Genomic DNA, 24577 nt, shown 5'->3' with positions numbered 1-24577 from the left:
GGCGCGCCTGGCGCGCACACGCTCCCACCACGCCCGCACCACCACGCCAGCCCGCCGCGCCACGCCACGCCCGACCCACAACAGCGCAAGACACACCGCGACCATCGCCGCCAGGCGCAACGCACGCTCCGCGGGGGCCTCCTCCACCTCCCAGCGCTCCCCGGGCCACACGAGCGGCTCACCGGCCGGGGGCACCACCCGGGCATCGACCTCATAGACCCCGTCGGCGCCCGGCGGGCTCTCGATGAAATGCGTCGCCATCCCGCTGGCATCGGTCGTTCCCTCAACCTCGACGGGCTCATCGCCCTCGCGCCTGACCGTCCAGCGCACCTCCAGGTCAGGCACACCGCCGCGCTCATCGTCGACCTGAAGGCGCACCTCCCAGCCGCGACGCAACCGCAAAAAGACCCGATCGACCTGCCCGATCACCCGGACCTGATCCCCCCGCCGCACGTTGTGCGTCGCCCGCACCGCCTCGCGGTAGGCGGTGCCCTCGATCACAAACTCAAAGGCGTTGTCGCCCTGCTCCACAAAAGGTTGAAGATCGAGGCGCGTTCGACCGTAGGTATCGAGCTGCGCGGCGGCGACCGCCTCGCCAGCACGGTACACCGAGACAAAGGTCGCCACGCCCTGACCGGCGCTGCTGGCCTGAAAACGCGCGGGAACCTCGGCCTCACCGTGCACAAAGGAGGGAACCTGCACCTCCAACGCGACAGGCTCGGCGACCAGACGCACGCTGGCCGAGGCCTGCGACGCCGGCAGATGCTCCGAACCGGCAAAGCTCGCGGTGACCACATAGCTCCCGGGGATCTCGTCACTCGACCAGCTAAAGCGTCCCTGAAAATCGGTGTACACGCGCGCCTGGTTGATCGTGGCCCGGCGTTCGTTCTCGACCAGCAGATCGATGCGACGTTGCGCCAACCCTCGACCCAGATCATCGACGAGCAAACCACGCACGTTGAGGTTGGTGCCCGCGCCGACCGCCTCCAGCTCGAGTTCTGCGCTGCCGAGCACGCGCACCTCGTAGGCCGCAGCAGCAGGGACACGTGTGATCCCCCCCTCTGTGAGGGTCATCAGAAGAACCATGAGTGATGCCAGCGTCTTAAGACCGCGTCTCACTCACGATCCTCCGCGCCATCAGGTGCATCGTCTGCGTCCGCCAGCGCGAACTCTCGCCGAAGGGTCTCCGCGCGCGTCGGCCAGGGTGGGCTCGCCCCGAGCGCTTCAAGGCGATCGAGGTGGGTCGCGGCGCGCTCCCGCTCGCCATCGTCGAGCGCCAGGCGGGCCAGCCCCCAGTGGGGCGCCGGCAATGTAGGGTTCTTCTGCAGCGCCAGCGCGAAGTGCTCGCGCGCCAGCGAGCCTTCACCGCGCGCCAGGTGAAAGAGCCCCAGCTCGACCAGCACGTCGGCGCGGTCGCCCACTTCCTGACGCGCGCGAGCCAGGAAGGGTGCCGCAGCCTCATCGCCCTGACGGGCGCCATGCAGGATGGCCAGCCACTTGTTCATCTCGGCCACCGCCGGTGCGTAACGTGGCGAGCTGGAGTAGTCACGCAAGAGCTGCGGGAGGTCTCGGCGACCCCGCGCGGGATCGCCCAGCTCGTAGGCGCGCCCCAGCCCGGCAACCGCCGCGACGCTGCGTCGATCGCGGAGCACTGCCAGCAAAAACGCCTCGCGGGCCATCTCGTACCGTTCAAAATCCAGATGCACACTCCCAAGCTCAATGAGCAGCGACGCGTCGTTCTCATCACCTCGCCAGGACTTGCGGAAGTAGCCGCGCGCACGCGCGGTCGAATCCTCCAGACGAGCGATCAGACCCAGGTGCCAGTTGACCTCCGGGTGATCGGGGGCGATCGCGTGCGCCCGCTCAAAATAGTCGCTGGCCAGCGCCAGGTTGCGGCGCCAGAACGCCGCGGCGCCCAGATCCACCAGATGCGAAACGCCCCGGGGGTCGACTTGATTCCAGCGCTCCATGGTCGACTCAAAGCTCTCCGGGAGCTCGCCAAGGCGGGCATAGACCCTCAGGCGAGTCGGCTCCAACGCCAACTCGCCATTCAGCGAGGCCGCCGCGTCTCGGCCTCGCTTCAACGCGAGGTAGCCAAGCGATCGGCTTCGGCGGTCGTCCCAGTGGTCGGCATCGGAGCGATGCTCCACCACCTGCTCAAAAGCCCCGGAGGCAAGGGCAAGCGCCGCCCGGGCACGACCTTGAAGATCAGCATCTTGAATCTGCCCGGCGATGAGCCTTGCGACGCGCTGACGTCCGCCAACCACATGAACCCGCACAAGCTCCAGGCGGGCACGGTCGGCCCACCCTTCAAGCCCGAGCAGCAGCTCCAGAGTGTGCACCGCGTGCTCGGTCGCCCCCAACTCTCGGAGGACGCGTGCGCGCGCGAGGAGCGCGCGGGCCTCCAACTCGCCGCGAGCCTGCGGCGGTGCGCTCAAATGCTCCGGCCGCGCCGACTCCCGACGTTCGATCGCCTCAGCACGGGCCTGGGCCTCACTCTCGTCGACCCTGGCGAGCAACGCCGCGTTGTCCGGCACCGCCACAGTGAGGCTGAGCGCAAGGTCGGGCCTTCCTACCGCGACCAACGCCTCCGGCCCCACGATCTGCACCCGACGATAGAACCCGGGGCGCAGTCCCGGATCGGAGAGGGCCCCCGAGAAAAAGTCGCGCGCCGCCTCCGGGTCGTAGTCATCGACGCTGGCAAGCCCCGCCACGACCTGCGCCGCGGCCAACACCGGGGCACGCCCCACCGCCGCCTCGACTCGCGACGCCTCCCACGCCCCACCTTCGTGATGCCCCTCCACAGCCTGCGCCAGCGCGCCGTACGCTCGACAAAAGCCTTCGTCCGGCGTCGGAGCCTCACCTGTTGGCTCACCCGCATTGCTCGACGACGCCTCGTCGGCGCCCTCAAAGGGATTCACCCAACTCAGCGTTGTATAACAATGCTCCCCGGAGAGCGCGGCCCGGTGATGGTCCCACAGCTCTCGGTCGTAGCGATGCGCCGCCAGGCGCATCATCGCCGTGCGCGCGCCCTCAAAGCGTTCATGCTGCCCCAGAACACGCTGGTACGCCCCCTGCGCACAACTCCACTGCCCCCGGGCCTCACAGAGCCGACCGCGGGCATAGAGCGTGGCCAGGCGCCCCGGGTGCGTGCGTTCAGCGAGGACCGCGTACTCCGTCGCCTCCTCCCACTGCGCCGACGCGCTGGCCAGCAGAGAGCGCGCGGCCATGCCCCACTCCGTGCTGACGTCATCGCCGAGACGTTCGCGCAACGCCTCGCGCTCATCGACCTCCTCGGCCGATTCCACCGCGCGCAACGCGCGGGCGAAGACCTCGCGCTCGACCACCTCGCGGCCCTGGCGATCGGAGCGCCGCGCCATAGCGAGCACCTCGTCGAGCGCCCCCTCATCGAGGTGATTCAGGCTGACGAGCTCCCCGTCAATCGCGGCGACCAGCCGAGCGCGCCGGGCATGATCCCAGCCCGCCCATGCGCTCATCCCGCCGACCAGCACCACCACGAGCAACACCCCCATAAGCGCGGCGCGACGCTTTCGAGGCCGACGTGGATGACGCCGCTCAATCTCATCGGTCGTCGGAAGTCCCACCTCCCGACGCATCACCTGCGCGCGCTGCACGTCGACCGGATCCGGACGCCCGGCGTTAACCTCCCCCGCTCCGACCGACCCTTGCTCATCCGACTGTGGCGCCTCGCTCCGAGACACTTCATCGCTTGCCGACAGCGCGTCAGCCTGCTCCGAAGACGCATCCGCACCAACTTCCTCCGCCGACTCCTCGTCCGCAGGCGCCGGCGCCTCGCCCGGAGAAGCCTCCTCGCGCGGCGCAATCACCGCCACGCCCTGCTCGCGCGCCAGCTGCACCAGCGCGCGCGCCATCGAGACCTTCTCACGCTCGCGCAGCTCCACCTCCAGCAAGCCCAGCAGCTCGCCACGCGCGGGGTTCCCCTCCAGCGCGCGCAGCACATCGGACTCCACCCCGGGATGTTCGATCTGGCGGGTGTAGACGTAGAGCAGAAGATCGAGCGCGTCGTCACGCTCGGGGTTGCGGCGCAACCCCTCCACCAACTGCACAAGCCCTCGAACCGCGTCTCCGCGGTCGAGGGCTTTTTTCGCTCGGTGCAAGAAATCCATGGCGCAAACGCGTCCGGGCCGCCCGCGGTGGGCAAAGACCCATCAGCGCGAGATCTTAACCTCGCCCGGGAGGAAGATCCCCAGGCCCACCGAGAACATCACGGTGTTTGAGAGCTGCGGGTTGGCGTTGCCGCTGCTGATCTCGGCGCGATTGTAGAGGTAGTTCTTCACCTGGACGTTGAGCGCGAGCATATCGCTCATAAAGAAACGAAGGCCGCCGCCGAAGTAGCCACCCGGGCGGGTGCCGGCGATGCCATCATCGACGATCACGCCCTCCGAGCTTCCTTCGACGCCCTCATTGACGATGACCATCCCGCCGAAGAGGTGCAGGTCGTAGTGCGAGAAGAGCGAGTTCATCACCGAGAACTTCCCGAAAATGGGCACGTAGGTGAAGCCCACATCCGCAGCCCACCCCAGATAGGAGTAGCTCAGCGAGTCCAATCGGGCGAGCTCACCGTTATCGGCCAGCGTCGCTTCCAGGTTGTCGCGCAGGTTCGTCGTCGGGTGCAGCGCACCGTACTGGAACGACGCGCCCAGCCCGAAGACGTTGTTCAGATAATAGGTCCCGCTCACCCCGGCCATCACGTTGCGCACGTAGGTGTCGTTCATGCTGAACGTGGCCATCGGCTGCAGCTCAAAACGCGCGGAGCGGTGCAGCAATTGGCGGCGGACAATCGGGCCGCTGTCAATCGCGGCGATCTCGTCGCCCTCGGCGGCTTCAGCAGGGGCGTGCGGCAGGTAAAACGCGCACAGGGCAAGGGCGAAGACCAGGGGCCAGCGTCGATTCGACTTCATCATGAGCTTCTCAACCAGACAGGCGTCATTTCGAAACACACACGCATCAGCGCTGCGCGGGCTCTTCGCGATCGGAGTATTCAAAGGCGGTGGGCACATACAGGCTCACCCCGGCACCGACCGACACGGAGTGTGTCAGCGCGCCTTCGGGCAGCCCGCGCAGCTGGGCGTTGTAGATGGTGTCGCGAACCTCCAGGTTCAACGCCATCCAGTCGTTCAGAAACACCCGGGTGGTCAGCGCCGCGGTGCCCCCGAGGCCACTCTGGCCCGAGGGGCGCGCGATCGAGGCGGAGTTCGCAAAGAGCACCCCGGCCGAGACCGACACGTCGTAGAAGAAGAGCCCGCGGTTAAAGAGCGCGAACTTCCCGACCAGCGGAGCAAAGCCCACCTCGGCGCCGCCCGCCCAGTTCAGGTAGGCCGCGTCGGTGCTCGCCCGCGCCTCGGTGTCCACGTCGCGGAAGCTCTGGGTCGGCCCGCCAAGCACCTCGCCAAAGTCATACCAGTCAAAGATCGCTCCGGCGTAGAAGCGCTCGCTGAAGTGGAAGTTGAGGTTCGCGCCGACGCGGAAGTTTCGGTAGATGGCGTCGTTGACGTTGACCCCAAAACGCGGCGACACATCCAGACGATTCTTCTGGAGCACGGGGCGGCGTTGGATGACGTGGATGGTGTCGGAGAACTCCTGCACGCTCTCCTGAGCGCTTGCAGGCGCGCTCAAGGCCGTGGCGCTGCCCAGGGCAGCCAACGCGAGCAGATGGCGAGCGGCGAAACTACGGTGCGGCATGGTCCTTCCAGAGGCTGGGGCTCGAGCGCTTCGCGCCAGCGGCCCGCTACAGCTCGACCGGGGAATGATCCCCGCGTGGGTTTACCTTCGATTCGCTGCGGCGAGGTATATCACAGGGATTTTTAGAGCGGCAAGAGCCCCTCTGCCCCGTGTGGGGGTTCGCCGGGCGCGCAACGCCGGGGTGGGCGTTGCGCGCCGCGCCCGGCGCGCACTTGTAAAAAGACGCACATCAGGCGCGGATCGGACGATCACATAAAGAGCGCTTCAACAAACTCCCCGGAGTTGAAGGGGCGAAGATCCTCGACGCCCTCACCGATGCCGATGTAGCGCACCGGCGCCTCGAGCTCATCGCAGATGCCCAGGATCACGCCGCCTTTGGCCGTGCCGTCGAGCTTGGTGAGCACCACCCCGGTGATGTCGCAGGCCTCCTTGAACATCGAGGCCTGCTGGATGGCGTTCTGGCCGGTGTTGGCGTCGAGCACCAGGATGGTCTCATGCGGCGCCCCTTCGAGCGCCTTGCCGGTAACGCGCCCGATCTTGCCGAGCTCGTCGAGCAGGTTGACCTTGGTGTGCAGGCGACCGGCGGTGTCGCAGATGATGACGTCCGCGCCCTCGGCCATGCCCTTCTCGATGCCGGCGTAGATCACCGAGGCCGGGTCAGCGTTGTCTTCGCCTCGGTGGATGGGGATGTTGGTGCGCTTGGCCCAGACGTCGAGCTGCTCCACGGCCGCGGCGCGGAAGGTGTCGCCGGCGACCAGCATCACGCTCTTGCCCTCGCGCTTGAGCTTGCTGGCGATCTTGCCAATCGTGGTGGTCTTACCCACGCCGTTGACGCCGATGACCAGCATCACAAAGGGTTTGTGCGCGTCGAAGTCGATGGCGCCCTCATGCTTACTGAGGATCTCTTCGCAGTACGCGCGGATCTTGCCCCAGATCGCGGCCGGGTCGCGCTTCTCGTCGCCGGAGAGCTCATCTTCGACGGTGTCGATGATGCGCTGGGCGATCTTCGCGCCGATATCGGCCGTGAAGAGGATCTCTTCGACTTCATCAATGAGGTCATCGGGGATCGTCTCGGCGCTGAAGAGCTTGCCCAGCCGGTCAACAAAGCCGGTGCGCGTCTTTTGCAGACCGTCGCGAAGCGACGCGGGCTCGGGCGCCGAGGGCTTCTCAAGCTCGGTGGGCCTGGCGGCAGGAGCCTCAACCTCAGTGGCCACATCCGACGCGGTCTCTTCGGGCTCCGCTTTGGGGGCAGGCTTCGCCGCGGGTTTGGGAAGTTTGGGTTTGGGCAACGCGCCTGCGCCGCTCTTCGTGCGCTCGCCCTGGGGACGAGGTTTGGGGAGCGAGATGGAGCTCTCTTCGCCAAGACCGGCGCCCTCGTTGGGCTCGTCGATCTCGGGCGGCTTCGCTTTCGGGCGGGGAAGTCCCGTCGAGGCCTTCTTCAGCGCATCTTCGGCGGGCTCCGCCGCCGGCGCTTCGCTCACCTCTTCCGAAGGCTCCGCCGCCGGCGCTTCGCTCACCTCTTCCGAAGGCTCCGCCGCCGGCGCTTCGCTCACCTCCTCTGCGGGCTCCTCACTCGGAGCTTTGGCCTCGGCATGATCCCGCGCGGAGCGCTCGGTGGCCTCGGCCGCCGTCTCCCGGCGCGCCCCCTCCCCTTTGACCCGCGCGCGTTTGGCGCGCTTGATCTCGGCCAGGGTCATCCCCTCGTGAATCTCCACCGGAGCGTCGACCTCATCGCGATCTTCGAGAAGATCGGCCGTCGGCGCCTGGCTGCGGTCCCGAGGCTCGGCGCGCGGCCGATCGCCCGGTTTCTCGCCACCTTTTCGCAGAAAGAGCAGCAGCGCCACCACCGCGATCAGCACCACGGCTACCAGCACGATCGGCAGCCAGTTCACCGCCTCCACCTCGGCCGCCTGGCCAATCACCGTCCACGTCGTCGCGCTGCTCAAAAGCGTCTCACTCATCCGTCCATCCATGCTTAGAGTTGATCCTGGCCTGTCGGCCCGCCGCGAACGCTCTCGCAAGCACGTCCACATCCGGCTCCGAAGGCGCGTTTGATCGTACCGGCTTCTTTTGCCCCGCCGATGCGCCCTGCGTCAACCGGGCGAGTCGGGCGGATATGCCCTCAGGAGGCCATCTGCTCGTCGACCTCCGAGAGGCGCACCGAGACGATCTTGGAGACCCCGGCGTCTTCCATCGTGACCCCGTAGAGCATCTGAGGGGCTTCCATGGTGCGACGATTGTGGGTGATCACGATCATCTGGCTGGTCGTGCTCAGGTCGCGCACCATCTCGGCAAAGCGCCCGACATTGGCCTCATCCAGCGGCGCGTCGACCTCATCGAGCACCGAGAAGGGCGTGGGCTTAAGCATGAAGATCGAGAAGATCAGGCTCACTGCCGTCAGCGCCTTCTCACCGCCGGAGAGCAGCGTGACGTTCTGCAGCTTCTTGCCCGGCGGCTGCACCTCAATATCCACCCCGGTCTCCAACATGTTCGCCGGGTCCGTGAGCACGAGGCTTGCGCGCCCACCTCGGAAGAGGCGCGGGAAGACCTCCTGAAACTTGGCGTTGACCGCTTCAAAGGTCTCTTTAAAGCGTTTGCGGCTCTCATTATCCATGCGCGCGATCACGTCGCGAAGATCGGCCACCGAGCGCTCCAGGTCGGCCTGTTGCTCGGCCTGGAACCGGTGGCGTTCCTGCGTCTCGGCGAACTCCTCAATGGCCAGCGGGTTGACCGGGCCAAGCCTCTCGATGCGCTTGCGCAAAAACTCCGCGCGGGACTTGCGCTCCTCCGGCCCCAGCGCGATGTCACGTACCAGCGGCTGCGCCTCGGCCAGGGTGAGCTCAAAGCGCTCGGCGAGCTGCTCGTCGATGTGCTCCATCGCCAGCTCGGCCTCTCGGGTGGCGACCTCCAGCGCCTGAAGCGCCTCCTGAGCCTCGTCGAGGGCCTTGCGCAGCGCGCGCACCCGGAGCTCCTGCTCCTGGACCGCCTGAGCGACGACCTCAAGTGCTTCTTTAGCCTTTTTGACGTCAGCGCGATGGATGCCATGGTCGCGCTCGACCTCCGCGAGCTCCTTTTTCAGCTCTTCCACGCGCATGGTGGCGTCGCGCGCACGCTCGCCCTGCTCTTCGATCTCGCGCGCAAAACGCGCGATCTGCCCCTCGGAGTGCCCGATGGCGCCACGCAGCCGCCCGGCGCTCTCTTCGAGGTGGCGACGACGCTCGCGCACCTGGGCCACGCGCACCTTCTCGTCGGTGAGCTCGGCGTTTCGCGCCTCCACGCGAGCGTTGACCTCGTTGAGCTGCTGCATCAGCTCGCGCAGCGTCTTCTCCATGCCGGGAAGCGTCTCGATGTACTCCTGCTGGCGCCCCTTCAAAACCTCAAGCTCTGCTTGAAGGCCCTGGTGAAGCTCCTCGTGCTCCTCAAGCTCCGCCTGCAACTTCTCGACGCGGGCGTTGGCACGAGCGCGCTCGCGCTCTTCATTGTCGCGCTCCTGCATCAACCCACGCGCGCGGTGCACCGCCTCCTGCAGGGCCTCGCGCACCGCCTCGACCTCGTCCTCGGCGATGACGAGGTCTTCCTGCGCAACCTCAAGTGATTCTTGAGCCTCCTCATCAGCGACGACGAGCTTTGCAAGCGAGGTTTTGCCGGCCTCCAGGTCGCGGGCCTGCTTGAGCAGGGTCTCCGCCTGCTCGCCAACGCCACCGCCGACCACCCGGCCGTCGGCGAAAAGAATGTCGCCCCGGGCCGTTGCCCAGGCGCGTGCCTCTCCGGATTCGCCGCCAGCAGGGGCAAGCGAGAGATCGTCGATGAGCTCCAGCCCTTTGAGCCACCCCGCGAGCACCTCGCGTGGGTCGGCGCTCGGGTCCGGGAGCACAAAGCAGCCCACCCGACCGACGTCTTCGCTGGCCAACATCGCCAGCGCGTCAAACGCCGCCTGACGGGTCTTTACGACAATATCGCCCAGGCGATCACCCAGGTAGGCGGCATACGCAGCCTCCATGCCTTCGGGAACCGCCAGAAAGTCTCCGGCCGGGCCGAGCACATCGTCGCGGCCCTCCTCTTTGGCCCAGGTCAGAACGCGGCGCACGCCCTCCTGGTAGCCCTCACCGCGCTCGCGCATCTCTTCAAGACTTTCGACGCGGGCGCGCGTGACGGCGAGCTGGCTGGCGATCTCGCGCGCGTCATCTTCGGCTTCTTTGAGGGCTTCGCGCGCCTCGGCGTGACTGGCCTGGGCGTCACCGCTCTTGCGCTTGAGCTGCTCCACCTCTTCGGCGACCCGGGCGTGGTCCATGGTCAGCCGGCTCAACGCGCGGGTGAGATCGTCCACATCTTCGCGCGCGGCCCCCAGGGCCTGGCCCGTGGTCTCGGCGCGCGCGCCCATCTCGCCGAGCTGGCTGCCCACCCACTGAAGGCGGTCGCTGACGCGGTTCGCATCACCGCGAGTCTCATTGAGCTCTTTGAGCGCGGAGTCGCGCCGGGCGTTGAGCGCGTCGCGCTCCTCGCGAAGCCGCTCCAGCTCCTGCTGCACGCGCAGCACAGCCTCATCGTCGTCCTCGGGTTGCGCCACAAAGGCTTCAAGCTCTTCTTCAACGCGGAGCAGCTCAACTTTAAGGTGCTCGCGTCGCTCTTCCTGGCTGCGTTTCTCATCGGCCAGTGTCACCGCGCGATCTTCGGCCTGAGCAATCGCATCGGTGGCGTGTTCGAGCTGGGAGCGCGTCAGGTTGAGGCGCGTATCGAGCTTATAAAAGGACTCCGTCAGATCGGCATGCCGCCGCTCGGCCTGGTGGGCGTCGACGCGGGCGACACGCAGCTGCTCCTCACCAGCTTCGAAGTCGGTTTTGGACTGGTGCTGGGTGCGTTTGGCCTCCCCGAGCTGGCGCCGGGAGTCGGTGGCGCGGGCCATGGCGTCGCGACGCTTGTCGAGCAAAAGCGCGATCTCGAGCGCGCGCAGCTCTTCACTGAAGCGCTGGTGCTCCTCGGCCTTTTTGGCCTGCCGCTCCAGGGTGCCGAGCTGCTTGGTGATCTCGTCGAGCACATCGCGGGTGCGTTGCAGGTTGAGCTCGGTGCGCTCGAGTTTGCGCTCGGCGCGGTCGCGCTGCCCCTTGTAGCGGGTGATGCCGCTGGCCTCCTCGATGATCAGGCGGCGCTGCTGCGGCTTGGCATTGACGATAAAGCCAATCTGACCCTGCTCGATGATGGAGTAGCCCTGCTTGCCCAGGCCGGTGCCCGCCAGCAGGTTTTGAATGTCCATCAGGCGGCAGGGGATCTTGTTGATGAGGTACTCGCTCTCACCGCTGCGGTGCAGGCGCCGGGTGATGGCGATCTCGGCCACGTGGCGAAGCTCGCGCGGCAAGCCGTCGCCGGTGATCCAGCCCGGCGCGGAGGCGTCTTTCTTCTCCTCGGCCTCGTCTTCCACATCGACCGAGAGCGCGCCCTGCAGGGGCGCTTCATCGGCGGGCTCCTGCACGTCGACCTCTTCAGTCGCCACCTCGTCGCCGCCTTCGACAAGCTCGGCGCCGCTGGCGTCAATCTGCTCGTCTTCGGCAGCCTCGACCACGCGCGCGGTGTTCTCAAAGACCAGGGTGACCTCGGCCAGCCCCCCGGGGCGATGCTTCTCAGTGCCTGCAAAGATCACGTCCTGCATCGAGTCGCCACGAAGGCTCTTGGGCGACATATCGCCCATGGCCCACTTGATGGCGTCGACGACGTTGCTCTTGCCGCAACCGTTGGGCCCGACGATGCAGGTCATCCCATCGCTGATATCGACGGTGACGCGATCGCGAAACGACTTAAACCCCACAATCTCAATTCGACGTAGCTTCATGCCGGCGGCTCAACCCCAGGGTAGGTGCGCGCTCCGCGCGCTTCCACTAAGCGCGCCAGAGGGGGCGCACGTTAACCCCAAGTCGGCGTCGGGTTCAACCGCCGCAGCATCCGCGGCGAACGCGCCGAATTCCCCTTCTACGACGCCAACTTACACGCGACGCACAAAGCGAAGCGGCACCTCGCCCTTCGGACGAAGTGTCACCGAAGGGTCGAGCTCGACCGGCGACTCCGAAAGATCCTCGACGCGGTAGTCCCGAAGGATGGTGGCGAGCACGAGCACGAGCTCCATCATCGCAAAATGATTGCCGATGCAGACCCGCGGCCCGCCCCCAAAGGGAACGTAGGCAAAACGGGGCAGACGTTTCTCCAAACCGTCCAGCCAACGCGAGGGCATAAAGCGCAGAGGCTCATCGAAGAAGCGCTCGTTTCGGTGCACCACGAAGGTGGGGATGATGACCTGGTCACCCTTCTCCACGCGCCAGGGCCCGACCTCCACATCGACGGCGGCCTCTCGCCCCACGATCCAGGCCGGCGGGTAGAGGCGCAGCGCCTCCTGAGTGACGGCCTTGAGGTAGGGCAGATCGTTGGCGGCGTTGGGGCCGAGATCGCCGCCCCGATGATCGAGCTCATCGTGGACGCGTTGTTGCGCGCCCGGGTGGTTCGCCAGCAGGTAGAGCGCATAGGTGATGGCCAGCGCGGTGGTCTCATGCCCCGCCAGAAAGATCGTCAGCGCCTCGTCGCGAAGCTGGCGATCGCTCATGGCATGCCCCTCATCGTCTCGCGCCTGGATCAGGCGCAGCAAGAGGTCATCGCCCGGGCTCTGGTCGCGCTGGCGCTTGCGAATCAGCTCCCCGATCACATCATCGAGCGTCTCGACCGCGCGCTGGTGCACCGGCTGCAGGGGGGGATCCACGTAGTCTTTGATAAAGCGCCACATCGTGTGCACGCGCTCATGAAAGGCGTCCATCCCGTCTTCGATGGCCCGACCGATACGGTCGATCTCGTGATCCATCTCCAGGTTGAAGAGGGTCTTGACCACGATGCGCAGCGTCAACTCCATGCTGTCGTGGTGGAACTTACGATCGGCCGTGTCCCCCCAGGGCTCCATCATCGTGCGCGTAAAGCGCACCATCGCGTCGGCGTAGGCCTGAATATGACGGCGCTGCAAGGTGGGCGCAGCGAGCTTACGTTGCCGACGCCAGAGCTCCCCCTCGCTGGTGAGCAGGCCCTGGCCGACGAGATCGTCGAGCTCGTGTGTGATCTGATCTTTTATGAAGTCCCCGGCCTTGCGCAGCATCACCTCTTCGATGAGCTCCGGATCGCCGAACTGCCACATGGTGTTGCCGGCGAAGCGAAAGCGAGAGACGTCGCCAAAGCGCTCCTGCAGCCCCTCGATCATTGGGATGGGGCCGCGCGCGAAGTCGCGCAGCGTCATCGCAAGCGTAAGCCCCCTGGGGCCAGGAACCGGGCGGTCGGAGCGAACGGGGGGAGAGGACATGGCATCACTCGCAGGAAAGCGCAGGCGTCAGAAGGCCCACGGCCAGGAGATCGGAACGTGGGCCAAGCTTCGCACAGCGCGTCCTGCGGTCAAGCTCGCCGCCCCTCAGCGTATCGGAAATATCGCCTCGACCGAGGCGCGCTCGCCATCAGCCTCGCTCCCGGCGATCGGAGCCGGCGGCTGCGTCACAGCGTTTGCCGGCGGCGGGTCCGGCCAGAGCGATAGCGTTAGCGCGCCGATCAAAAAGATCATCAACCCCAACGCCGCCAGCTGCGGCTGGGGCTGCGGATCGATCTTCTCCCCCTGCATACACACTCCCTGTGCGCATGCGCGACACCCGGCCCGCAAGGGCCCGGTCGATGCCGCGCATGAAGATGTCATCCCTGAGACTACCTTTGAATCTAATCACGACACCGCCCACCACGGAGCCAGCTTTGACAGACCTCTATCTGGGCCCGGGCTGCCGGGCCGCGCTCCCCGGCGATGCCGTCGAGCTCGACGCTCAGATCTGGATGCGCCCCTCCCCGGTCTGGGATCATCGGGTGATTCGCCACGGGGACGGGCGCGCGGTCATCCTTGGCGAGCGGCGTGCGCTTGAGGCCTTCTGGGATGATGTGATGGCGATGCTGGGTCGGGGCCACACCCACGCGCTCTCCAGCATCCCCGGCGTGCACAGCGGGATCTTCTGGCACAAAGGGCAGCCCGGCTGGATCTGGTGGCGGGATCGCTTCGGGCGCATTCCCTGGCAACACCGCAGCCGCCCGGCCCTGGCAGCCAGCACCGATCCCGAGATCATCGCCGGGCTCAGTCACAATGAGGCGCCCAACCCGTTCCGGATGAGCGACTTTCTGGCGGGAGGATTCGCCAGCGATCGGGCGGACTTCGCACGTAACGTCGAGCGACTCCGCCCCGGAGAGGTCGCCTCGATCACACGAGACGAACCCATCACCCTGGGCGGCTGGTGGCGCGCGCGCGCCGGCGCGCATCTCCCTGTCCCCTCATCGCCCCGGCGTCGGGCCGAGATCGCCGACGCGCTGCGCGCTCACCTTCTGCCGGGCGCGCGCACACTCGAGGAGCCCGGCACCTGGCTCGCGCTCAGCGGCGGCCTCGACTCCGCCACGCTGCTCGGATTGAGCCCGCAGCCCTCACGGACCCGCAGCCTGACCCTGGCGCTGGATCCCGGCGAGCTTCAGCGCGCCGGGGAGCTGGCCCGGGCGATGGGCGCGCGCTGGGAGCCACTCTCCATCGACGCCCGTTGGCCCCTTCGGCACCCGCCCCATCACCTGAGCGCGGCCGGCTGGGGGCCACACGCCCACCCCGACCTCGGGTGGTTTCCCGCGGCGCTCTGCGAGCTTCGATCGCGCCTCCAGGAGCCGCTCGCAACCCTGGTCACAGGTCACGGCGCCGACGACGCGCTGTGGATCCCGCCCCGGGTCTGGCTCAGCGAGCGCGTGGCCCGAGGCGCCACCAACGATCTTCTCCAGGCTGCCCGGCATCTCGGCCCGGCCCCGCTGCTCGCTGCGGCTCTGGGTGCGCTTACCGACGGCCTGGGTCTACGCTCTTTTCGCGAGCACGTGCGTCCCCCGGCCCCGCCCGCTCCGGCCTGGCTGCGCGCGCTGCCACTGACCACGCCGGCGATCTCTGCCCCCGTCGCGTTTCGATTCTCGCACTTTCGGGCCGCCCGTCTGCACACCTGGAACTGGGAGATGATCATGCGCAGCCTGGCCCGCATCGCTCGCCAGGCCAACCTGCGCCTTCTCACGCCTTTCCTTGATGCCGCGGTCTGGGACTTATCTTTAGAGCTAACCCCCGAAGAGCTGGTTGAGGGGGGACGCCAGAAAGCACCGCTTCGCCGCCTCGGTCACCGCCTGCCCACACCTGTGCGGCGGCGCCCGAAGCTCGGAAGTTTCGACGCGCTCGTTGAGCGCGGGCTGGCCGATCGGGAGCTCAATCGCGCGCTGCGCCTCATGGTCGACTCGCAGCTCGCCCGACACCGGATCATCGATGAAGCCAACTTCCACCACGCCCTCGCCGACTACCTGGCGCGCCCCGCCGCGGGGCCGCCCTGGCGCGGCTCCTGGGAGATCTGGCGAACCCTGGCAGCCGAACTCTGGCTGCAAAACCACCGCCGGTGGGCCACAGCCAATTCCACCTGATGCTTCTCTGTTGGAGGTTCCTATGTGTACGCATCAACCTCGCCATCGCATCGATCGCCGCGCCCTCTCCACACCGCGCGTTGACGCCACCCGCTCGGCCTCCTCAGGCTATCAGCCGCCTCGCGTTGAGCCCCTTGGACCTCTCAAAGCCCTGATCCGAGGCGCCACCTCCAAGGGAGTCGACGCCACCGGCGGCGTTGATATGGACATGCCCTACCCCGGCTGACGCCCACCGGCCTCGATTCCTGGTGACCACCCCACAACGGGAAGCTCGCGAAGCGGGGAGCTGTAAAACTCCAGCAGCTCCCCCTTCTGCTTGCCAAAGATCCGCAGGTAGCGCTCCACCTCCGCGCTGTTAAGCTCCACCATGAACGTCTGCAGGTAGCTTACCGGATCCTCAACCTCCGGCGGCGCCACCAGGCAGGTGCAGTCGCTGGAGACCACCGCGCCGCTCAAGTCGAGCGCAAAGCAGGGGCGCCTGGCACGTCGGGGCACGACCAACTTCGGCGCTCGCATCGCCGAGGCGTCTCGCGGCCAGTGCAGTCGGTACCAGGGCATCTTTCCGGTGCGAACCTCCCGACGCGCTTCCAGAATGCGCCGAAAGGGCCCCAGAACCTCCATCACCGCCGATCGATGCGCCGCATCCACCTCGCCGTCGAGGTAGAGCATCCAGGCGTGCACCTCCTGGCCCTCATAGACCTTCCCCGCCTCCAGCCTTCCGGATCGCAGCACCGGCCGAACATAGGCCAGCAGCGGCTCCCAGTGGTGCGGCGGCGCAGCCCCCTCACTCAAAAAGATCGGCGCCCCCACCTCCCAGCCCTCCTGATCGCCGAAGAGGGTGATGTGGCGCCGCGTCACCCGATCCGCGCCGCTGACCACCCCCTGGAAATCACGCAAAAGCTCTCCCAACGGCCGGCCCGCCGCCCGCCGCCGCGCTCCCCAGCTCAGGTCATCGTCGTCAGCCCGAGGGTTCCAGCGCGTCCCGCTGAGCGTCGAGGGATGCACCCGCTGCCACGTGCCCGCCCCCTCTCCCACCTCGGCCGCGGCCGTTGTCTCCGCCCGCCACTGCGGCATACGCTGCGCCGGGCCACGTCGAAAGATCGAGAGCAGCACGTCCTGACCCGGGGCCGCGTCGAAGACCGCGCTCGTCGGCAACCACTCAAAACGCTCCATCGCGCCGCGCGCCTGCAGCCAGTCTCGCAGCCGGGCCGCCCCGTCGGCTCGCAGCCAGTGCGGCGGCGTCAACCAGGCACATTGGCCGCCCGCCGCCACCATCTCCACCGAGCGCGCCAGAAAGAAGTAGAGAAGATCCGCCCGCGCGCCGCGCACCTCGTTCAGGCGAGGATGCGTGCGCAGCACCTCGGCAAGCGCCTCACCGTGCCCTTTCTCGGGCACATAGGGCGGGTTCATCACCACCGCCGCCACCTCGCCATCGAGGTCTTCCGGCAAGCGCGCCAGACCGTCGCCCGTGACGATGCGCACGCCGTCATGGGCGCGACCCCGGCGAGCGTCGAGAAGACGAAGCGCGGCGACCCGGGCCAGCGCCGGGTCGCGCTCCACCCCGACCAGCGCGCGCCCGGGCCAGCGTTGATCGGCAGCGAGCAATAAGGCGCCGGCGCCACACGCCGGATCGACGATGGGCCCTGGCGTGGCGAGCTCATCGAGATGTCCGATCAGCCGCCGGGCAACTGCCTCCGGCGTAAAATGAACACCATGAGCGCGCCGCTGCGCGTGGCTCAGCAGCCCATCCCACGCCTCACCTGGCCCACCGGCATGCACCGCCCCACGACGCCCGACCTCGGCCTCGACCGTCGCCCGCAACTCCGCAGCGCCCTCCCCCTCCACAACCTCCTCAATCGCTGCCACCACCACGCTGGCACCAACGCCCCACCGCCGCGCCGCCGCGCGCACCTCGGCGGCCAACGCCCGCCACAGCGACGACGCGCCCTTCGGCCCGCTCCCCTCCCCGACTTTTTTCTCCCCTTTCACGGCTCGTCCTTGCCTCGACGCTCTTCCCTTTCCTATGCTGCACGGGAGCCTATCAACGGCATCATTGGCAGCTCCGACCTGCATCAACCGGGCCGCAGCACCCCTCAGGCACCACACACGCTATGACGACGCTCTCCCTCTCGACACCGGGCACTCGCCTGGCCGACCGCTACGAGCTCACCGAAGCCATCGGCGAGGGCGGTTTCGGCATGGTGTACCGCGCCCGCCAGCTCAATGTCGACCGAGACGTCGCCATCAAAATCCTCCCGCCGCGCTTCGCGTCGGTCGACGATGTCGTCGAGCGTTTCCGCCGCGAGGCCCGCCTGGCAAGCCGACTTCAGCACCCCAACACCATCACGGTGCACGACTACGGCCAGCAGGACGATCTCTTCTTCATCGTGATGGAGCTCCTGCGCGGACGTGACCTGGCGGATTACCTCGACGTCGCTTCGCCACTGGAGATCCAGCAGGTCCTGCACATCGCTCGTCAGACCCTGGGAAGCCTGCAGGAAGCCCATGACCAGGGCATCGTCCATCGTGACCTCAAGCCCGAGAACATCTTCCTGACGCAGATCGGCGACGATCCCAACTTCGTCAAAGTCCTCGACTTCGGCATCGCAAAGATGGCCCAGGGTGGACTGGAGAGCGCTTCGGAGCCCGGCGGACGCCAGCTCACGATGAGTGGCTCCACCGTCGGGACCCCGCCCTACATGTCGCCCGAGCAGGCCGCCGGCGAGGAGGTCGATCCGCAGACCGACATCTACGCGCTGGGCATCATCATCTTTGAGATGCTCAACGGGCACCCGCCCTTTAGCGATCCCAACCCGGTCAAGGTGATGCGCGCGCACCTCTTTGAGCCCTTGCCTGCCTTCACCAACGCCGGGCTCCGCAACACCCGCATCGAGTCGATCGTGCGCCGCGCGCTGGAAAAAGATCGCACGCACCGCTTTCAAAACGCCGCTGAGCTTCTCGACGCCCTGGCGCAGCCCAACCTCACCGCTCGCTCGCTGGGCTTTGCCCCCCTTGCCAGCCCGGGCGACGCTGCGGCCAAAACACCACCCGCCACCGAGGCCACCGCGCGCGCCGAGGACGCCGTCCCCTTTGAAGACGTGCGGCGTCACCCGGTGGAGACCCCGCCGCCGGGATTCGCCAAAAGCGAGAGCTCCTCAAGCTCATCAATCATCACCGTGCTTGAGCCTCCCGCGCCTCGCGAAGACGTCATCGTGCTTACGCGCCGCAAAGAACACCCGACGCCCATCGCGGCCAGCTCACGCCAGCTCACGCCAGCCCCACACACCGATCTCGAAGCGCCCGACAACGCCCGCCCCGCGCAGCCCACCCCGACGCCCTCAAGCTCGCCAGACGATGTCTGGACCTGGGCCGACGACGCCACGCCCGACGCCAGCGGCTCTCAGCTGCTGGCCTCCCCCTACGAGCGCACCCCCAAAAGCGGAGCCAGCGCGAAGATCGCGCTGGCTCTGGTCCTGATCGTCGTGCTTGCCGCCCTGGTGATTCTCGGCGCGCTCGGCGTCCTCCCCCTGCCCGTCTAAAGGAGCGCGGGCGTTCACACGCACGCCCCATGTCGCAACTCAGATCAGATCGAGTTGATTGCGCACCTTGATATGCGTGAGCCTCGAGGTGATATCGGCCACGACCATGTTGATGGCGATGTCATTTTTGCCGCCGCGCGGGATGATCACATCGGCGTAGCGCTTGCTCGGCTCCACAAAGCTGTAGTGCATCGGGCGAACAGTGCGCTGATACTGCGAGATCACCGACTCCAGCGTGCGACCGCGCTCGGCCACATCGCGCTCCAGGCGACGAATGAAACGGATGTCGTCGTCGGCGTCGACAAAGATCTTCACCTCCAGAAGATCGCGCACCCGCGCATCGGCCAACACCAGGATTCCCTCGACGATCACGATCGGTGCCGGCTCCACGTCCACCACATCGGCCGTGCGCACGGACTCGGCGAAGCTGTACACAGGCTTCTTGACCGCCTTGCCCGCCGAGAGCTCCTGCAGATGCTGAATAAAGAGCTCGGTATCAAAGGCGTCGGGGTGGTCGAAGTTGAACTTGCGACGCTCCTCTTTGGGCATCTCGCTCAAGTCGCGGTAATACGAGTCCATATCCAGGCAGATCACGTCCTCGTCGAACGCCTCCAGAATACGGCGCACCACCGTGGTCTTTCCCGAACCGGTGCCCCCGGCAATTCCGACTAAAATGGGACTCGTACTGCTCACGCCTGACCTCGCTTGCCGCTTGTCGCGTTGAAGGTGGAGGCGCAAACAGGCTCAGGGCCGCTCCACCGTAACCTCATAAGGCTCACAGGAAGAGCCTCCGCTTGCGCTGACGGCCAGATAGTAGAGCCCATGGGGCAAGTCAATCGTTAACTCTTCATCGGCGCCGGGACCGGCACGATTGACCTGGGCGACACGGGCGCGTTCGTCATCGAGAAGTTCAAAACGCAGGTTGAGGCGATTGGCCTTCAGCCGCACGCGCACGGGCTCCGTCTCCGGCGGCTGCCAGCCGAGCGAATCCCCGGTCGGCGCGGCGGCGCCGGGATCGTCTTCGGCGATCGCTCCGGGCTCGGTCGCCTCCGGGGCGGCCTGATTCGCGGCGGCATCCTCATCACTGCGCGCCCCCTCTTCAAGGTTCTCAACCGGGGCGTCCGTCTCTGCCGGGCCGACCAGAAACGCGTAGTAGTCCACATCGCCCTCGGTGGAGACAAAGCCCACGCGCGCGGCCGCTTCCACCAGGCGATCCGACGCCTCCGGCGCATCGTTCGGCTCGATCTCCAGCCCGGGGGTTTTGGCGACGTTACGCAGCCGCAGCTCATAGTCGTAGGAGCGGTTCACCAGGCTGAAGTTGGACTCGACCGCCCGCACCTCCACGTCATACGCTCCCGGGCCGAGCACATGATTGCACACCGTCAGCGACTCGCGGGGCTCCTCGGCCTCCAGCGAAAACTCTCGCTCCCCACTCTCCACGTCGGGGATCCAGCGAAGCGCGAGACGATGATCTTCTTTGAGAGGGTTGAGGTTGAGCTGCGCCACAACCTCCGGCGCCTCCTTCTCGGGTACCGCCGCCCAGGGGTCGGCCTCAAGCTCCGGCATTTCCTCATCGCCGGCGTCCGGCGCGCTCGCATCGAGCACGTACTCGACCTCGTCCTCCTCGGGCGCCTCGATCACAAAGCGGTAACGATCCACATCGCCCGGGGCGTGCAGGTACGCTCGCACGACATCCTCAAAGTCGATGATCTGCGCCCCGGCGCTGCTGTCGTTGGGCTCGCGCTCCACCACAAACTCCGGCTCCGGCGGGTGCTCGATCACACGAAGCCTGTAGCCGCGCTGGCGGTCGTAGGCCTCCCCGGCCGTGAGCACAAACCACAGGCCCTGCGCGCCACTGGCCAGCGCGATGTTGGGGATGATCGCCGGCCGATCTTCGGCGACCACCAGCTCCAGCAGCGCCGCCTCCAGCTGCGGCGCCCCGTAAATACGCAACGTCTGCGAGATCCCGGGCACCGAGCTGACCTCCAGCGAATACACCTTGCTCGGGTCGAGATCGTCGGTTTTTACAAAGTAAATGTCGCGGTCCTGGGGGCGGTCATACACCCCCTGGACTTCACCGGGCACCGCGAGCGGCGAGGCGATGTGGGCAAAGTCGTTGGGCTCCACCTCGACGGCGCCGGCGCTCAACCTTCGGCTCACATCCACGCGGTACGCTCCGGTGCTGCCGTCGGCACCGCTCACAAAAAAGCGACGCCCCTCGGCCGGCACCGACATCATCGGCACCGTCTCCGCCTCACCAGGCCCCGCCACCTGGTAGAGCAGCTCCGGAAAGTCGCCCTCCCCCTCCACCTCGACATAGATTGCCGCGTCCAACGACTCGCCAGCGGGGGTCACGCTCACATCCACCAGCCACGTCGCCCCGGCCGGGGGCTGCACCACGTACCAGTCCACGTCTTCAGCGGGCTCAATCGCCCCGTGGGTCGGGCGCATATCGACGCCCAGCGCGATCGCCGTGGCCTGCGCCGCGCTGTCATTGGGCTCCGTCTCGCGAAGTTCGGTGGTCTGCTGGCGCTCCTCGGCCGGGATCACCCGCTCGTCTTCGCTCTTGCCCATCAACGAGCGCACCTTGCTCTCGACATCACAGCCCGACGCGCACAGCGCCAGGCCCAGAATCAATGCAGTGTAGCGGTGGGCTCGCATCATCGTCCTCGCCGCCTCGCCAGTGCCGATGGGCCGACGAGGCCGTGGGCGCTCACTTACTGGTGAGCGGCGTTGTAGCGTCGCACAAGCTCGTCGGTCAGGTTCATCCCGTCGGCCGCGTAGAGCACCGACGACTCGGTGCGCTCCAGAATCAGCGTGTAGTTCTGTTCGCGGGCCATCGTGCGGATGATCGCGCGCATCTTATCGAAGATGCCCTTGGTGGCCTCGGCCTCCTGCTGCGCGAGCTCGTTCTGAAGCTGCAGGTAGAGCTCCTGCAGCTCCTGCATACGGCCCTGAAGCGCCATCACGCGCTCCTGACGCGCCTCTTCCGAGAGCATCATGGCCTGCTGCTCAAGCTCCTGACGCATCTCCAGAACCTCGTTCTGCTTCGTGTCGAGGCGCTCCTGGCGCTGCTGGAACTCCCGCTCCAGGCGCGCTTTCACGCGCTTGCCTTCCTCAATGGAGTTGAGCGCTTCCTGCATATCGACATAGCCGATCTTCACGTCCTGGGCGCTGGCCGTCGACAGCCCCCCGAGGATCACGGCGGCGGCCATCATCAACGCCACCATCAGGCGGCCCATCGACTTGCTCAGTTGCTTGCTGCTCATGACGTCTCCCTTCGTTTCGGATCACTCAGCGGCCCGCTCGCGGGGGGATCCCCGCCGGGCCGCCTCAACTTAAAATGCGTTCTGAATGCTGAAATCAAACACCAGCGGCTTCTCGCCAGACAGACGCTGCAGGGGCACACCCCATTCAAAGCGCAGCGGCCCGATGGGGCTGAACCAGCGCACCCCGAAGCCCACCGTGGTGCGCAGCGCGTCGGCGTAGCGGTTGGCGTCATCACTCATCAGGTCGAGCTTGAGGGTGAAAGGGGTGCCGTCATCAAATGCATTCCCCACATCGGTGAAGACCACCCCGGTCACATTGCCCGCGGCGATGATCGGAAACTCCACCTCGGCCGTCAGCACCAGGCGCTTGTTGCCTCCGTAATGGAACTCACTGAGCCCGCCGGAGGGGTCGCCGCTCGACGACGGAACCCGACGGCTCGGCCCCAGCGTGTAGCGGTCAAAACCGCGGATGGTGTCGGGCCCACCGGCAAAATAGCGCTCGAAGATCGGCACCGGGCGGTCTGCCGAGGTGCTCGTCACAAAGCCCAGGTTCCCGTTGAGGCGCAGCACCATGTTCCAGAAGAGCGGGAAGTAGAAGCGCGCATCCAGGTCATACTTGATGAACTCGTTCTCACTGGCCGTCAGCGTGCCATCGGCAACCTCCACGCGCGCCGAGTGGTACATCCCGCGTTTGGGGAAGATGCGGTTATCACGCGTGTCCAGATACGCCCCCAGACGCACGCTGCTGGTCAACCCGCCGGTAAACAGCGGTGACGCCGGCTGCACGTTAGTGCCCGAATAGCCCCCGGGCTCCACTTGCACGTCTTCGAGTTTGTAGGTCAGCGAGGTAGAGAGCGCGTCGCCGATCTCCAGCCCCAGCAGCTCACCCAGCGGGTAGCCAAAGGTCAGGTTCCCCCCCGTCGAGATGCGCGAGAAGTCCTGGTAGAGGTAATCGAAGTTATAAAGGTCGACCGCAAACTGCCAGCGGCTACCCAGCAGCCAGGGCTCGGAGAAGCGCAGGTTAAAGAGACGCCGAATCCCCGACGCCTGAATGCTCAACGCCAGCGACTGCCCGCGCCCCAGCAGGTTCTCCTGCGAGACCTGCCCCTGGAAGATGAAGCTCTCCTGGCTGGAGAGGCCCGCGCCGATCTGGAAGGTCCCGGTGGGGCGCTCTTTGATCTCAATACGCAGATCCACAACATCCGGCGAGGAGGTAGGCTGGCTGGTCACGGTGACCTGCTCAAAGTAGCCCAGGCGCTCCACGCGCGCTCGCGACTGCTCGATGGCGCTGGCCGAATAGAGCTCCCCTTCCTCAATCACGAGCTCCCGACGCACGACCTTATCGCGAGTCTTGACGTTGCCCACCACCTCAATGCGACCGATGGAGACCAGCGGCCCCTGCGTGATCGTTAGCGCCAGGTTCACCCGCGAGGGATCTTCCTGCGTGGGAATCGGCTGCGGCAGCACACGCGCGTTGGCATACCCGACGTCCTGATAAAATCGCTGGATGCGCTGGATGCCCATCTGCATCTCGCCCCAGCCCATCACGTCGCCGGGCTCGATCTCAATCATCTCGCGAAGCTGCTCTTCGTCCGCGAGCAGGTCCCCTTGAATGGTGACCTCGTTGAGGAAGTGCTGGACGCCCTCATCGATGCGGATCGTCAGGTAGAGATCCCGCTTATCGCGAGAGAGCCGAATCGTGGGCTCGTCGACCTGCACCTGCAGATATCCCTTCTGATAATAATAGAGCACCAGACGCTGCAGATCGTCCTGGAAGTCCTGCTCGCGGAAGTTGCCAAATTTGGTCAAAAACGACAGCCAATGCCCCTCACGGGTGGCCATAATGTTTTTGAGTTCATCATCCTCAATGGCGGCGTTACCCAGCAGCGTCACACGCTTGACGCGCACCTTCGAGTACTCGCGGATCTCAAAGGTGACCACGGCCAGATCGTCGCGCCCCTCCACGCTCTCGATCTCGTAGTCGACCTCGGCCAGGTAGTGGCCCTTCTCGCGGTAGAGTTCCTGAATGGCGGTGGCGCTGCGGTTGATGTCGGCGAAGTTTGCGATGGCGAAGCGCTGCAGCTCCACGACCTCTTCGATATCGTCGGTGCTCACCGCGTCGTTGCCGCGGTAGCGGATGGCATCAATCGCCGGCTTCTCCTCCACAAGGAAGGTCACCACGACGCCTTCATCGGTGGTGGTCGCGTCGACCTGCACATCATCGAAATAGCCGAGCGCAAAGATACGTCGAATATCCTCGCTGACCTGCTCGCGGGAGAGGGCCATGCCGGCGCGAAGGCGCGCCCGATCCAGAATCGAGGCCGCCTCGACGCGGCGGTTTCCCTGAACCCGCACCTCGGCGATGTTCTGCCCCTCGGTCGCGGCCTCGCCACCGGGCAGCGGCGCACTCTGGCGGGGAGCCACCGGCGCGCGCTCCAGAATCTCGGGGCGCTCCAGCTGCGGCATCCCCTGGGCATGCAGCGCCGTCGGCATCCCGAGCAGCGCCACAAGCGCGCCGAGCAACAGCGCGGCCCTTACCTTTCCATCAACCATCACATCTGTTCC

16 protein-coding genes are annotated in these 24577 nt (G+C 66.6%); 3 read left to right on the top strand and 13 right to left on the bottom strand.

Features of this window, described 5'->3' with window-relative positions; translation table 11 throughout:
- The 8 genes from FRC96_RS19700 to FRC96_RS19665 form a co-directional block, all read right to left on the bottom strand.
- Positions 1-1074: hypothetical protein (locus tag FRC96_RS19700; RefSeq protein WP_146977110.1), on the bottom strand; the 1074-nt coding region annotated here is incomplete at its 3' end.
- Positions 1075-1115: 41 nt separating this feature from the next.
- Positions 1116-4088 carry a hypothetical protein gene (locus tag FRC96_RS19695; RefSeq protein ID WP_146977108.1) on the bottom strand — a complete coding sequence of 991 codons (2973 nt, stop codon included), beginning with the start codon at positions 4086-4088 and terminating at the stop codon, positions 1116-1118.
- Between the two features lie 102 nt (positions 4089-4190).
- Entirely contained in the window at positions 4191-4946 is a 756-nt protein-coding gene (locus FRC96_RS19690; RefSeq protein WP_230470495.1) for an outer membrane beta-barrel domain-containing protein, read from the bottom strand.
- A 43-nt stretch (positions 4947-4989) separates the two neighbouring features.
- Positions 4990-5724: an outer membrane beta-barrel domain-containing protein gene (locus FRC96_RS19685; RefSeq protein WP_146977105.1), complete on the bottom strand. Its 735-nt coding sequence runs from the start codon at positions 5722-5724 to the stop codon at positions 4990-4992.
- A gap of 248 nt (positions 5725-5972) precedes the next feature.
- Positions 5973-7685, bottom strand: a complete 1713-nt coding sequence (ftsY, locus tag FRC96_RS19680; protein WP_146977103.1) for a signal recognition particle-docking protein FtsY — start codon at positions 7683-7685, stop codon at positions 5973-5975.
- A 161-nt stretch (positions 7686-7846) separates the two neighbouring features.
- Positions 7847-11548 (bottom strand): chromosome segregation protein SMC, encoded by a 3702-nt coding sequence (smc, locus tag FRC96_RS19675; RefSeq protein ID WP_146977101.1) that lies wholly within the window; start codon positions 11546-11548, stop codon positions 7847-7849.
- Positions 11549-11698: 150 nt separating this feature from the next.
- Positions 11699-13048, bottom strand: a complete 1350-nt coding sequence (locus tag FRC96_RS19670; protein ID WP_146977099.1) for a cytochrome P450 — start codon at positions 13046-13048, stop codon at positions 11699-11701.
- Positions 13049-13153: 105 nt separating this feature from the next.
- Positions 13154-13357, bottom strand: a complete 204-nt coding sequence (locus FRC96_RS19665; protein ID WP_146977097.1) for a hypothetical protein — start codon at positions 13355-13357, stop codon at positions 13154-13156.
- A gap of 125 nt (positions 13358-13482) precedes the next feature.
- Here FRC96_RS19665 and FRC96_RS19660 point away from each other — a divergent pair, with 125 nt between their 5' ends.
- Both FRC96_RS19660 and FRC96_RS19655 read left to right on the top strand, forming a co-directional pair.
- Positions 13483-15204 carry an asparagine synthase-related protein gene (locus FRC96_RS19660; RefSeq protein ID WP_230470494.1) on the top strand — a complete coding sequence of 574 codons (1722 nt, stop codon included), beginning with the start codon at positions 13483-13485 and terminating at the stop codon, positions 15202-15204.
- Between the two features lie 22 nt (positions 15205-15226).
- Positions 15227-15430 carry a hypothetical protein gene (locus FRC96_RS19655; RefSeq protein ID WP_146977094.1) on the top strand — a complete coding sequence of 68 codons (204 nt, stop codon included), beginning with the start codon at positions 15227-15229 and terminating at the stop codon, positions 15428-15430.
- Here FRC96_RS19655 and FRC96_RS19650 read toward each other — a convergent pair.
- Entirely contained in the window at positions 15418-17193 is a 1776-nt protein-coding gene (locus FRC96_RS19650; protein WP_230470493.1) for an N-6 DNA methylase, read from the bottom strand. The genes FRC96_RS19655 and FRC96_RS19650 overlap by 13 nt on opposite strands.
- 122 nt (positions 17194-17315) lie before the next feature.
- Between FRC96_RS19650 and FRC96_RS19645 the strand changes: the two genes are divergently transcribed.
- Positions 17316-18743, top strand: coding sequence for a serine/threonine-protein kinase (locus FRC96_RS19645; RefSeq protein WP_146977090.1), 1428 nt, complete (start codon positions 17316-17318; stop codon positions 18741-18743).
- A gap of 39 nt (positions 18744-18782) precedes the next feature.
- Here FRC96_RS19645 and udk read toward each other — a convergent pair whose 3' ends face one another.
- The 4 genes from udk to bamA all read right to left on the bottom strand — a co-directional run bounded on the left by udk (position 18783) and on the right by bamA (position 24565).
- A complete protein-coding gene (udk, locus tag FRC96_RS19640) occupies positions 18783-19436 on the bottom strand; it encodes a uridine kinase (RefSeq protein WP_146977088.1) in 654 nt (217 codons plus the stop codon).
- A gap of 51 nt (positions 19437-19487) precedes the next feature.
- A complete protein-coding gene (locus tag FRC96_RS19635) occupies positions 19488-21407 on the bottom strand; it encodes a hypothetical protein (protein WP_146977087.1) in 1920 nt (639 codons plus the stop codon).
- Between the two features lie 53 nt (positions 21408-21460).
- Positions 21461-22012, bottom strand: a complete 552-nt coding sequence (locus FRC96_RS19630) for an OmpH family outer membrane protein (protein WP_146977085.1) — start codon at positions 22010-22012, stop codon at positions 21461-21463.
- A gap of 69 nt (positions 22013-22081) precedes the next feature.
- Complete coding sequence (bamA, locus tag FRC96_RS19625) at positions 22082-24565, bottom strand: outer membrane protein assembly factor BamA (RefSeq protein WP_146977083.1); 2484 nt, start codon at positions 24563-24565, stop codon at positions 22082-22084.
- Positions 24566-24577: the final 12 nt, after the last annotated feature.

Source organism: Lujinxingia vulgaris (genome assembly GCF_007997005.1).
Taxonomy (GTDB): domain Bacteria; phylum Myxococcota_A; class Bradymonadia; order Bradymonadales; family Bradymonadaceae; genus Lujinxingia.
This window is presented reverse-complemented; position numbering and strand designations above follow the sequence as displayed.